The organism is Natrialba hulunbeirensis JCM 10989, assembly GCF_000337575.1.
Lineage (GTDB): Archaea > Halobacteriota > Halobacteria > Halobacteriales > Natrialbaceae > Natrialba > Natrialba hulunbeirensis.
The window spans coordinates 331114-343285 of sequence record NZ_AOIM01000041.1 but is presented as its reverse complement, the minus strand read 5'-3'; the positions used below and the strand labels follow the sequence as shown (position 1 = coordinate 343285).

Here is a 12172-nt window from a genome sequence, read left to right as displayed (position 1 = left end):
TGTGAGGTGGGGTGGCAGAGCGGCCTAACGCGCCTGCCTTGAGAGCAGGTGGCTGTCAAGCCTCATGGGTTCAAATCCCATCCCCACCGCTTTTGCGACGAACAATACGTGAGGAGCAAAGCGAATACGTTGGGATTTGAATTAGGGAGGAGCTTTGCTCCGACCGTGGTTCAAATCCCACTCTCACCATTTTGTGGCAAGTAAGATATGTATGCGGAAAATTCTCTTGATTCTTTTACAGAAGGTTACCAGAGATTAGGTTCGAAGTTAACTAAGTCACGACCTCGACAAAAGATATTCTATTCGGTGCAATACAGACCTCTACTGTAACAGAAAGTCGAACTTATTCGTAGGGTTTGATATAGTACCGATGAGATATGACAGCACAGGATGAATAGAGAGTCTGTTCAAGACTATGTCGACCAATCTGAAGCCGTTTTTGATGCCTCGCCTCAGATGGACGAAGCTAACACCAAGGCTGCTGTTTTGTCTGATTTCCTTGATCTTCTTGATTGGGAAATTCCTTCTAATACACAACTTGAGTACTCAGTTGAGGCATTCGGACAGACATACAAAGTGGATTATGCTCTCATTCTTGAAGAAACACCAGTTGCCTTCATTGAAGCCAAGGGTGTAGACACCTCTTTAACAACGGACCATGAGGAGCAGCTATCGTCGTACATGATGAATAAGAATGTTACTTATGGAATCCTCACAAACGGGAAACAGTATCGGTTTTTCCAACGACACGTAAATGCCTCTAAAGTAAATGTCCAGAAGGTGGGGGACACAGTGCTTAGTAACCTCCCCACTCGGGTTACCGTTTTAAAGGCTTATACAAAAGATGCTATTGAATCAGGGGAATCTGGAAAGATTCTAGACCGAATTAACGAATTACGAAAGGCCCGACAAACCCTCGAGGCCGAGAAAGACACTTTGGCAACAAGCATCACGACTCTTTTGAGCAAAAACGTATCTGATTCAATCTCATCTCTTGTTGAGCCTCAATCTAAAGAAATGATTGACAGAATTGTCCGAGATCTTGAAGAAGAAATAATCTCCGATAAGGACTCCATATTATTTGAGAAAGACAGTGATTCCTATACCACATCCATTACTGAAAGTTCCCAAACTGTACTTGAATTACAGTCAAAAGAGGAAGAGAAGAAAGACAGGGACTCTGAGAATAACTCACCATCTGACAAGAGCGTCGGAATTAACCAATTAGACAAATCTGGGAAGTATATTGTTTCTATCCTTGACGGTGGTAATGAAATTGCAGCAGTTAGTAATCGTGAACAAAGCCAAGTGATGGTTGATACAACAAATATTCTCGTGGACTACTACGACTTAATTGCAAAACTAGAGCCTCTTCCGTGGGTCCCAAGCCATGCAAAAGCTATAATCAATAATAAATCCGAGTGGGACAAGGCTGTACCCGTGTATAAAAAGCTAGCTGATGGAAATTATATTGACACAAAGCTGAACAAAGATGGGAAAAAGAGAGAAATTCGAAGAATGGCTGACAAATGTGGTTTAGAAGTGAGGTTTGAGGGCGATTGGTAAGTTTTGTGGGGGTCATGTATGTGGGGCAATATTTTCTACACTCAGTCAAGCTAGGGCTCAAGACCCGTTAGTGAGGAATAACTACTACCGGTAGGACAACTCGAGTTCCCGCGCGCGCTCCAGCAGTGCGTCGTCGTAGTGTTCCTCGGTCTGGGCGGGCCGCGTCTCGTCGATTGCGCGGACCTGCTGGATCGTGTTGCGGAACACCTTGAACGTGGCTTCGTCGACCATCTGGCCATCGAGCGTCACAGCGCCGGTGCCCTCGCGCTTGGCCTCGTTGAACCGCTCGATTTTGCTCACGTCTCGTTCGAGCTCCTCGGATGTCGGCATGTGGATCGTGTTGGCCTGGATGGTCTGCTTCGGGTAGAGCGACCAGGAGCCGTCGAGTCCGAGGTGTGCTTCGTGTTCGACCTGATCCGCGTAGGCGTCGGCGTTGTAGTAGGTCAGCCCGGCGCGTTCTTTGAACAGGTCGTCGAACGGGCCGCCGATCGAGAGCAGGTTGCCAGCACTGGCTTCGTTCGAGAGCTCCTCGAGAAGGCCGTCCCAACGCGGGCGACCGTCACCGAGGTCGCGGCCGCCGAGTTCAGCGGTGTAGTCGACGGGACCGAAGACGAGCGCGGTGAGTCTGGAGTCCTCGCCGAATGTTGCGATTTTCCGGAGGTCTGACTTCGCGCGTCCCGTTTCGATGATGATCGAGAGACCGATCGAGCCGTCGGGATAGCCGTGTTCGGATTCGGCCTCGGCGACGACCTCGGCGGCGCGTTTCACGTCCTCGAGTCGGCCGACCTTGGGGACGACGACGCCCTCGATTTCGTCGCCGAGTTCGGCGACGAGCTGGTCGATCTGGTTTCGCCCCTTCTCACGATAGTCGGCATCCTCGTAGCTCCACTCGACGCGGGGCCAGATTTCGCCGGGGAAGTCGTACTCGGGCACGCGGTCGATGGTGTTCTCCAGGCCCTCGGCTTTCATGTCGGGTGCGGTGCCGTCCTCTAGGTCGGGGACGAGCCAGTCAGGGGCCTGGAAGCCTTCGGCTGCGAGGCCGGAGACGAGGTATTTCGCCGAGTCGTCTTTCGGAACGGCGGCCGGTGCGGTCTGGAAGGTTCGGCAGAGTCGGGTGTCGTCGGTCATATCTGATGTGGGTGTGTTGTCTGTTGGAAACGTGGTCGCACGTACTCGTTAGGCTGTTCGCTTCTGAATCTCTGCAGTCCTGGTCCCTGAGTAGACGGGTTCGTCGTCCTGGTTGAACGCGATGTGTTCGAACCGGACCGTTCCTGCTGCGTCGGTCGCCGCATCGTCTTCGGCGTCGAGGACACGCGTGAACGCGTAGACAGTGTCGCCGGCCGCGACGAACGTGTGGAACTGCTCGTCGTCGAAGCCGACCTCGCGCCAGGTCTGTTCGTCCGAGCGCGCGTGCCCGAGCGCGGTCGACCGGGTCACGTCGCCGTAGGTGACGATGTCACCGGACGGCGAGTCGGCCATCACGTCGATGTTGTGGTGTTGCTTGGCCGTGTTCAGCGTCGCGAGCGGGAGGGAGGCAACGGTCACGTCGTCCTGTGTGCGCCCGCGCTCGTGGCGGTAGGCGACCGCCGCGTTCTCGTCGTCTCCCTCGGCCGTCTCGAGTGCGTCTACGAAATCCTCGAAGTAGCCGCCCGCAGGGGTAACGAACGTTTCGGGGAGCGTCGGTCCGTCGCCGCCGTTTTCTTCGGCGTCGGCCGCTGTCGTACTCCCGCCGTCCGTCGCAACCGGCTCTCGCCGCGGAATCATATTCGTCCGCTCGTACGAGCAGAGCACGTCACCCGTCTCGGCGTCCGTACCGCGCGTTCGCCACGTGACGATGCCGAACTCGGGACGGGAACTCGAGGTCGCCGTCGAGACGACCTCGCTTTCGACGTGGAGTTCGGTGCCGGCGTAGACCGGCGTGCCGGGGAACCGGACGTCGGTCCGGCCGAGGAAGTAGCCGCCCTTCTCGCTCAGGTCCTCGACGGTGATCCCGAGCGTGGCAGCGGTGAGGTAATCCGGATGAATCGGCGGTTCGTCGAAGCCGCGCTCCGCGGCGGCGTCGACGCGCCAGTAGGCCGGATCGTGGTTGAGTGTCTGGCTCATCCACGACTCGTTGCCCCAGCGGGTGAGCGTGAGTCCGGGGTCGTGCTCGAGGAGGTCGCCTTCCGAAAAGTCCTCGAAGTAGTTGCCCTTCTCCTTCGTCTCGACCTGGTCGAGTGCCTGTGCAAACGTGTCGGGATCGGTCCAGTCGATCGGTCGCGGTTCAGGTTGCTCTCCGCTCCCGTTGTCGGAATCTCGTTGTGACTCGTTAGTCATCTGCAGTAATTTCGTCGGTCTCGGTGGTCTGCTCGCGGTTCCGTCTTCGTCGGGCGATGGTCCGTCGCATCTCGTTCTCGACGATCATGTAGCCCTCGTCGAACCCCATGCCGGGCTTTGCGAGCACCTGTGCGGCATCCGTCGCGAGCGCGACGTGTGCGCAGGCGCGTGCGGACGTTTCCGTCTCGTTGCAGGTCCCGCCGAGATAGGCGCGGATCTCAGTGCCCTCACAGTACCGGACGGCCTGTCCGCTGCGGTGGATCCCGCCGAGGTCGGGCGTCTTGATCTGTACGACGTCGGCCGCGCCCGCGTCGACGAACGCCTGCACGTCCTCGAAGGTGTTACACCACTCGTCGGCGACGATGTCGACGCCGACGCCGGCTTCTCGCAGTCCTGTCCGAAGCTCGACCATCGCCTCGATCTGTGCCTCTCGACTTCCCGCATCCATCGGCCCCTCGATCTGAATCGGGTACGGCGCGGCCGCCGTCTCGAGTGCGGCGAAGTAGTCGATCACCTCGTCGCGGTCGTAGGGCGCGCCGAACACCTCACCGATCATGCCATAGACGTCGATGTGGAACCGCGGTTCGTAGCCGTCGGGACCGAGTTCCTGCGAGCGCTCGGCGAGCCACTCGACGTACTCGAGTAGCGTCTCGCCGTCTTCCCCAATCTTCTCGACGCTGTTGATCAGCGCGTGCGGGAGGACGGGGACGCCCTTGATGAACATCTTCTCGGTGTTGGCGTAGCGGTTGTCACCGGACTGTCCGAAGACGGGCACGGGTTCGGTCGCGGGCGCTGTGCCGAGCGCGTCGGCGAGGACGTCGGTTTGGGTCGTCCCCTGGGCTGTGGCCGCGGCGGCGAGCAGCGCCTGGGAGACGCCGTAGCGGATCGCGGTGTGCAGTCGGTCGCCGCCGATCTCGAGGTCCTCGAGGAGGTCCGCGTTCGCGAGGAACTCGGCTGCGTCGCGTCCGGCGAGTGCCTCGGCGACGGGACCCTCGGCGACAGGGGCGTACTCCGCAGCCTGAAAGAGCGGATCGCGTCCGCCTGTGCCGGAGTACTGGACTGCGGCGCAGTCACCGCGATGGGTAGTTCCGTCTGCGAGTTCGATGTCGACGATAAGGGTCTCGCCGGCCTGGCGAATCTCGTCGAAACCGTCGGTGACGGGGTCGCCGTCGTAGGTGAATCCGTCCTGTTGGGCACCCTGTTTGATCGCGCGCTGGTCGTCGAAGAAGAACCCGGAGTAACCGGGCGTCGCGTGGATGTCTGTGATCTGCATTCTCGTTTGAATTCTGTCGTGTTTTTAGACGTCCCCCGCGTTCTGCGGGCGACCGATGAGTTTGCCGTCGCTGATCGCGTCGACGTCGTCTGCCACCATGCGGAACGACTGATCGCGACCCTCGGTGTCCGCACGCCGCGAGAGTCGGGCCTTGTGGATCTCCTTGATGTCGTCGTCCATCGCGAGGTCGGCCCACTCGAAGATGCGGACGCGGCCGTCATCGTCGCGAGCCGGGAGGACCGCACCTCTCGCGCTGTCGCTCGGTGCGAACGGTACGTCGAGTGCTCCAGAGTCGAACGCCTTGATGGTTCCCTGGACGACGTCGCCGTCGCCGTGCTCGAAGATGGTGTCCATCAGACACCGGGTCTCGCGCTCGATCAGGTCCTGTTCCTCCGCAATGCCGTCGATGTCGATCTCCTGTTCGATCGCCATATCGATGACCTGGCGCGTCGTGCGCAGGCCCGAGGCGTTGGCTTCCTTCGTCGGCACGCCCTGGAACTCCTGGGGCGACTTCGTGATCACCTTGTCCGGCTGTGCGATCGCGGCCGTCATTCCGCCGAGGCTGATCACGCCGTTGGCGCGGGCCTCGTCCGGCGGGAAGCCGCCCATCCACTCGTGGAAGACAGTCGTGACGACGACCTCGTCGGGCAGGTACTCGTTGCCAAGCTTCTTGAGTGCGTTCAGGGCCGCAACATCCTGCACGACGTTGCCGACCTGGCCGTAGCCGAGCGTGATCGAGCGCACGCCCTGCGTGGCGGCGAGCTGGCCCTCGACGATCATGATCGCGATTGCAATCGACGGTGGAACCAGGGTTCCCGTGAGGGGACCGAACGGCTCGCGGTTGATCCGCACTCCGCGCTCCGTGTAGGCTCCTGCGAGCCGGTCGACGAACTGCCACTTCTCGATCGTCTCCTCGAGTCCGTGGCGTTTCGTGTACGGAATATTGTAGGAGATCGGTCCGCCCTCGAAGCTCTGGAAGCCGCCGGCGAAGGTGATCGCCGCCAACAGGCGCGCGTCAGGCGTGCCGTGGCGAACCTCGATCGGAGCGTCGATCGCCTCGATCAGGTCCCGGCAGCCTTCCACACCGTGGTTGACCGCCGGAAATCCATTGAGGGTGTCCTCGCCGGTCTCACGGGCCTTCTCGAGTCCCTCCTGTGCCTTCCCGTACTCATTATCGCGCGTGTACGAGTCGATCGTGGTCGGCAGGAGGTCCGCCTGCCCCGATTCGTGGAGGTACTCGAGTAGCTCGATCTGGTCGTCGAGTCGCGGGACGCCGGCTCGTGGCTGTAAGAGCGGTTTATCCGCGTTCTCGAGGACGTCGGCGAACTGTTTGTGGGCGGGCAGCGACTCGTGGTAGTCGATGGCTTCTTCGAAGTCGACTGCGTCTCCTGTCGGCCAGTCGGACCGGATTTCGTCGTCGATACGCCGTAGCTCGTCGGCTGGAATGCGTTCGTCTCGTATCATCGAGGCCTCTAGGAGCTGATGGTCGCGCGCTCGGCCTCCATCGTCGTGAGCTGGAGGTCCTGTCGGAGCGCAGCGATCGCCTCTTCGGGGTCAGTTTCGGAGTCGAAGACTCGGTCGAAGCCGAGCTCTTCGAACGTCTCCCGCGTCTGCTCGAAGTCATCCTGCCCGACGGCGAGGTTGCCGCCGATGTAGGTGAGCGCGTCGACGCCTTCGGCGTCGAGCACGTCGTGGAAACCCTGGCAGTCCTGCTCGGCGTGTCCGTAGAGCGAGGAGACCAGTACGGCCTCGGCATCGTGTGCTACTGCGGCCTCGGCGAACTCCTCCTGGGAGGTCTGGACGCCGAGGTTGATGACATCGAAGCCTGCTGCACTGAATGCCTGCTCGAGGATCGTAATGCCGACGACGTGGGCGTCAGAGCCGATCACGCCGAGGACGACCGTTTGGGACATCGTATGCAGAACCATGATGGACTTCGGTATAAAGTTAATGATCTTCCATGATAATATTCCTTAAACACCTTAACAGCCCCTCAATGTCACAAGTTCACACCTACATGATCAATGGTAAAGGTTTAGATATCGGTATCGCAACGAGACCACCATGGGCGCACTTTCGAATCTGCGCGTGCTGGATCTGACGCAGGTCCTCGCGGGCCCGTACTGTACGATGTTACTCGCGGACATGGGTGCCGACGTGGTCAAGATCGAACGGCCCGGCGGCGACCTCATCCGCTCGAACCCGCCGTTCGTCGACGATCCCGAGGCGGAAGCCTACGGCGGCTACTTCCAGAGTGTCAATCGCGGCAAGCGCAGCATCGAACTCGATTTCAACGACGAGGGCGACCGCGCGGACTTCCTCTCGCTGGTTGAGGAAGCCGACGTCGTCGTCGAGAACTATCGCGCGGGTACGATGGAGAAGTACGATCTGGGCTACGAAACGCTCACCGAGTACAACCCGCAGTTGATCTACTCCTCGATCCGTGGCTTCGGCGATCCGCGTACGGGCGAGACGGACCGACAGGGCCAGCCCTCCTTCGACCTCATCGCGCAGGCACTCGGCGGCGTCATGGAGATCACTGGCCAGGAGGACGGGCCACCGACGAAGGTCGGTCCCGGCATCGGCGACCTCTTCACGGCCACGTTGAACTGCATCGGCATCCTCGCCGCGGTCAATCACCGCGAACAGACCGGCGAGGGACAGTACGTCGACACCGGCATGTACGACTCCATGCTCAGCCTGACCGAGCGTGCCATCTACCAGCAGTCCTACGCCGGCGAGGCCCCCTCTAGACGAGGCAACTCCCACCCGACGCTGTTCCCCTACGACGCGTTCGAAACCGCGGACGGCCACGCCGTCATCGCCGCCTTCGGCACGAACCACTGGAACGAAGTCTGCGACGCGATGGACCGCGAGGATCTCGCCGAGGCGTACCCGACTGCTGCAGAACGCCTCGCAAACCGAGAGTCCCTGCGCGAGGAGATCGCCGACTGGGCCAGCGGACTGACCAACGACGAACTCGTGGGTGCACTCGAGGGCCGGGTCCCCGTCGCCCCGGTCCAGACGACCGAGGAGATTTTCGAGGATCCGCACGTCGAGACGCGCGAGATGCTCGTGCCGGTGGAACAGCCGGGAACGGACGAGGAAGTCGAGATTGCGGGCTCGCCGATCAAGATGACCGAGACGCCGCCACAACCGCGCGGTCGCGCGCCGCTGCTCGACGAGCACCGCGAGGAGGTGCTCGGTTCGGATGAGGCGACGACTGATGTCGAGCAGGCAGCCGACGACTAGCTGACAACGGCAACAGACTGGCTCCGGCCACAGTTCGGATCAGATACCCACTTTTCAGTTTCCTGGTTTGGTTCCATGATACGGTGACACACATGACTAATGATAAGTGAGTCGCGACCTTGCTCCGGATATGTCACCACCTGACGGCACGGACACCAAGTGGGACAGCACCTCCTACGACGGCGACCACTCGTTCGTCTTCGAGTACGGCGAGGACGTCGTCGACCTGCTGGAGCCAGCGCCGGACGAGCGAATCCTCGACCTCGGCTGTGGGACCGGCCACCTGACCGACCAGATCGCACGAAGCGGCGCTGACGTGGTCGGACTCGACGCCTCCGCGGAGATGCTCGCCGAAGCCCGCGAGCGCTATTCCGACCGCGAGTTCGTTCGCGCAGACGCGCGCAACTTTTCCTTCGAGAGCGAGTTCGACGCCGTCTTCTCGAACGCGGCGCTGCACTGGATTCCCGACCAGGACGCCGTCCTCGACTCCGTCGAGGCGTCGCTGCGACCCGGCGGTCGATTCGTCGCCGAACTCGGTGGCACCGGTAACGTACAGTCGATCGTCGACGCGGTACGCGCCGTCGCTAGCGAACGCGGCTACGAGGTCGACTTTCCCTGGTACTTCCCGAGCGTCGGCGAGTACGCGACGGTACTCGAGTCCAACGGCTTCGAGGTCCGGTATGCGACGCTGTTCGATCGGCCGACGGAGCTCGACGGCGGCGCGGACGGGCTGGCCTCGTGGCTCGCGATGTTCGGTGATGGGTTACTCGCGGCGGTGCCAGAAGGCGAACGCGCGGACGTGATTGCGGCGGTCGAGGACCGGCTTCGCGACGAGTACTTCGTCGACGGGACGTGGGTTGCGGACTATCGTCGGCTTCGTGTCGTTGCTGTTCGGCCGTCACAGCGCGGTCTGGTTCACGAGCCGAGTAGTACGTGACCAATCGGTCGGATGCTGTAGCACAACCAGGTTGCCCGCGTTCAGCAGAGAAATCGCCTCACTCCAGCGGCTCTGCGTAGTCGACCTGCTTCTGTCGGAAGCCCGCCTCACGGTAGAAGCGACGCGCATCCTCGTTGTGCCACTCACAGGACACCTTCAGGTGGTCACAGCCGCGCTCGCGGGCCAGTTCTCGCACGCGCTCGACAACTCGTGAGCCGTGGCCCTGGTTCCGATGCGCCTCGTCGATCGCGAGGTTTACGATACGGAGATACTGGGAGTAGCGCCGCGACGGGTGAGCGCCCTCGCGAAGCGTCACGAAGCCGATAGTGGTGTCCTCGTGAACGATCAGGTAGTCGGTAATCGACTCGTCGTCGAAATGCGCTCGAAAGCCGTCGTCGGGGACATCATCGAGGGCGGTGTACTCGAGTTCGTTCAATTCATCGTGGGCTTCCATCGCCGTTGCGAGTGCGTACCAGCGAGAGACGAGGTCGTCGAGGTCGGCTGCGCTGGCTTCGACGAATTCTGGAGTCATACGTCGAGTGGGTAGCGTTCGTTCTTGAACGTGTGGACGGTGTGGGTCGTATTCACAATCGATTTGTGTTGGGTACCGTTCCGCGTGTGCGTTTCTCCCCGTTGGCGGAGCGAGCCGTTGGAGGGGGAGCGGCAAGCGCCGCGAGTAAAGGTAACCCTTTTGCGGGACCCACACACACGTCCGAGTATGAGTTCGGACTGGCCACACGACCCCGACGGGGAGGAAGGCAGCGAGGGGATGCGCAAGTACGACATGGCGATCATCGCCAAGAAGGTCGACGAGGAGGAAGACTTCCCACTCGAGCGCGACGAGTTCGTCGCGGAGTACGGCGACGATCCAATCCGGGTCAACTACCAGCGAGTCGTTTCGCTCAGCGACATCTTCGAGTACGTCGATCAGGAGGCGTTCGAGACGATTACGGACATGCACAAGGCAGTCGGTGCGGCGATGCGCGAGGGTGACTTCTGGGAGTACCACCCGAAGGGAGCCAACCCGGAGAAGAAGCGCGCCTGAGTGCGGTCTCTGTTCTGTCTCCGTTCCTGTTTCCGTTCAGCAACCAGCTTCCGACGTTGGCTCATAGACCCACGACACCGCACGACACATCACGAATCTGGATTACGTATCACTTATACGACGGTGGCCGAAATCTTCGGGTACCGTGACTAACACGCAGGTAACGCTCGTTCAGATCGACAACTACGGACCGTGGACCGTGACGCCGGAGCCGCGACGCGAGGCCGACCTCCAGACGTTGCAATCTCGCCTCTATGCCGACATCTCGCAGTTCGTCGGCAACCGCGGCGGCTACACCTTCTTCACTCGCTTCGACAACATCATCGCGGTGACCAACGGGCTGTCGATGGACGACCACGAACTCCTCCAGGAGTCCGTCGGCAACCGCTACCCCGTGACGCTCAGTCTCGGCGTGGCGACGGGCACGACGCCCGTGCAAGCGCTCGCCGATGCGACTGCACTCGTCCAGGAAGCCGGCAGCGCACAGGACAAAAGCCGTCGGGAGTGTCTCGGCGGGCGGACGATCGACGACGGCCACCGAACCACCGACGACGTCCAGATTGCCCACTTCGACGTCATCGACGCCACCGGCAACTACACCGACGAGCTCAACGCCTTCGACACGTTCATCGAGATCGAACAGGGCTACGCCGAACTCATGCGCCACATGCGCCACGCCCACGACAGTCTCTCGTTCTTCGTCGGCGGCGACAACATCATCGTCGCCTGTCCCGACCTCACCGACGGCGACTACGAGGACGCCATCTACCACGTCGAGGACGCCGTCGACGTCGAACTCCAGGTTGGCGTCGGCCGCGGCGAGAACGCCCACGAGGCTGGCTTCGACGCAAAGCACGCACTCGAGACGTGTCGGGCTGACGGGACGCGTGTTGAACTCGAGTGGGAGTAAGAACAGGACGACGCGAGAACAGCGGGCAGCATGAACGACAGTAGTCGGCTGGTCTGTCCCGCAAGCAGAGAACTTCGCCGGCTGGCCGCTTAAGTGTAGTGGAGGTAGTTTTTAGCCCGACCACGCGGTTTGTTCACATATGGAATCAGAACTGTCGGTCAGGGACGTCTTGACGAGCGAATACGTTGGCGTGAGCGAGTCGGATACTGTTCAGGGTGCAGTTTCACTGATGCGCGCAGAACAGACGGGCTGTGTGCTCGTCGTCCGTGGCTCCGATCCGGTCGGAATTATGACTGAATGGGACGTGCTCGGCCTCGTCGAGGACGGCGGTGACCCCGCGGAAACGACCGTCGGCGAAATCATGACCTCGCCAGTGATTACGGTCGACCCGACGCGGTCAGTGCCGGACGCAGCGACGATCATGGCGCGTGAGAGCATCCGGAATCTCGTCGTCGACAGCAACGACGAGGTTCTGGGGCTCGTCACCCAGCGGGATATTATTGCGGCCGCGGGCTCGTTCCAGCCGACGACGCAGTCTCGATCACGTACTCAGCCGGGCAACCCGGCGGACGGACTTTCGGAGCAAGAATCCGCAGACGAACGGCTCGCAGCCATGCCGCTTACCGGATCCGATCGCGACGCACAGGACCAGATTCAGCCAAACGGCGGCGACGAGTACTCGACGCAGGGCGTCTGTGAGACCTGTGGTTCACTCGCAGACGAACTCTGGGATTCGAACGGCCAACTCGTCTGCTCGGACTGTCGGAGCGTGTAGCGAGACCCGGATTCAGAATCTGGGTTGCGCTTTGTGGCTGGCCCGACAGTTCGCCTCGTCCGTTTTTGTTCGCAGTTACACTCGCACTCACTCGCGCT

12 protein-coding genes and 1 tRNA gene are annotated in these 12172 nt (G+C 60.8%); 7 read left to right on the top strand and 6 right to left on the bottom strand.

Going from position 1 to position 12172, the window contains the following annotated elements; genetic code table 11:
• Positions 1-5: 5 nt before the first annotated feature.
• A tRNA-Ser gene (locus C483_RS17705) sits at positions 6-89 on the top strand.
• Between the two features lie 367 nt (positions 90-456).
• The gene (locus C483_RS17700) at positions 457-1566 is read left to right on the top strand and encodes a type I restriction enzyme HsdR N-terminal domain-containing protein (protein WP_241431533.1); all 1110 of its coding nucleotides are present in this window, start codon (positions 457-459) and stop codon (positions 1564-1566) included.
• Positions 1567-1650: 84 nt separating this feature from the next.
• Here C483_RS17700 and citE read toward each other — a convergent pair whose 3' ends face one another.
• From citE to glmS, 5 genes are read right to left on the bottom strand one after another with little or no spacing between them, the layout of a single operon-like run.
• A complete protein-coding gene (gene citE, locus C483_RS17695; RefSeq protein WP_006654734.1) occupies positions 1651-2694 on the bottom strand; it encodes an L-malyl-CoA/beta-methylmalyl-CoA lyase in 1044 nt (347 codons plus the stop codon).
• A gap of 48 nt (positions 2695-2742) precedes the next feature.
• Positions 2743-3882 (bottom strand): 2-methylfumaryl-CoA hydratase, encoded by a 1140-nt coding sequence (gene mch / locus C483_RS17690; protein ID WP_006654733.1) that lies wholly within the window; start codon positions 3880-3882, stop codon positions 2743-2745.
• A complete protein-coding gene (locus C483_RS17685) occupies positions 3875-5155 on the bottom strand; it encodes a methylaspartate ammonia-lyase (protein ID WP_006654732.1) in 1281 nt (426 codons plus the stop codon). The genes mch and C483_RS17685 overlap by 8 nt, the downstream gene beginning before the upstream one ends.
• Before the next feature lie 24 nt (positions 5156-5179).
• Positions 5180-6619, bottom strand: a complete 1440-nt coding sequence (locus C483_RS17680; RefSeq protein ID WP_006654731.1) for a methylaspartate mutase subunit E — start codon at positions 6617-6619, stop codon at positions 5180-5182.
• Between the two features lie 8 nt (positions 6620-6627).
• Entirely contained in the window at positions 6628-7083 is a 456-nt protein-coding gene (glmS, locus tag C483_RS17675) for a methylaspartate mutase subunit S (RefSeq protein WP_049912884.1), read from the bottom strand.
• A gap of 136 nt (positions 7084-7219) precedes the next feature.
• On the opposite strand from glmS, the gene mct reads away from it, so the two are divergent.
• A complete protein-coding gene (gene mct, locus C483_RS17670) occupies positions 7220-8407 on the top strand; it encodes a succinyl-CoA:mesaconate CoA-transferase (RefSeq protein ID WP_006654729.1) in 1188 nt (395 codons plus the stop codon).
• Positions 8408-8537: 130 nt separating this feature from the next.
• Positions 8538-9344: a methyltransferase domain-containing protein gene (locus tag C483_RS17665; RefSeq protein ID WP_006654728.1), complete on the top strand. Its 807-nt coding sequence runs from the start codon at positions 8538-8540 to the stop codon at positions 9342-9344.
• Positions 9345-9402: 58 nt separating this feature from the next.
• Here the strand turns inward: C483_RS17665 and C483_RS17660 are convergent, their stop codons facing one another.
• The gene (locus C483_RS17660) at positions 9403-9876 is read right to left on the bottom strand and encodes a GNAT family N-acetyltransferase (protein WP_006654727.1); all 474 of its coding nucleotides are present in this window, start codon (positions 9874-9876) and stop codon (positions 9403-9405) included.
• 186 nt (positions 9877-10062) lie between these two features.
• On the opposite strand from C483_RS17660, the gene C483_RS17655 reads away from it, so the two are divergent.
• The 3 genes from C483_RS17655 (at position 10063) to C483_RS17645 (ending at position 12074) form a co-directional block, all read left to right on the top strand.
• Complete coding sequence (locus tag C483_RS17655; protein ID WP_006654726.1) at positions 10063-10389, top strand: DUF5785 family protein; 327 nt, start codon at positions 10063-10065, stop codon at positions 10387-10389.
• A gap of 145 nt (positions 10390-10534) precedes the next feature.
• Positions 10535-11299: a GTP cyclohydrolase III gene (locus C483_RS17650; protein WP_006654725.1), complete on the top strand. Its 765-nt coding sequence runs from the start codon at positions 10535-10537 to the stop codon at positions 11297-11299.
• A gap of 139 nt (positions 11300-11438) precedes the next feature.
• On the top strand, positions 11439-12074 hold the full coding sequence (locus C483_RS17645; protein ID WP_006654724.1) for a CBS domain-containing protein: 636 nt from the start codon (positions 11439-11441) through the stop codon (positions 12072-12074).
• The last annotated feature ends 98 nt before the right edge of the window (positions 12075-12172 follow it).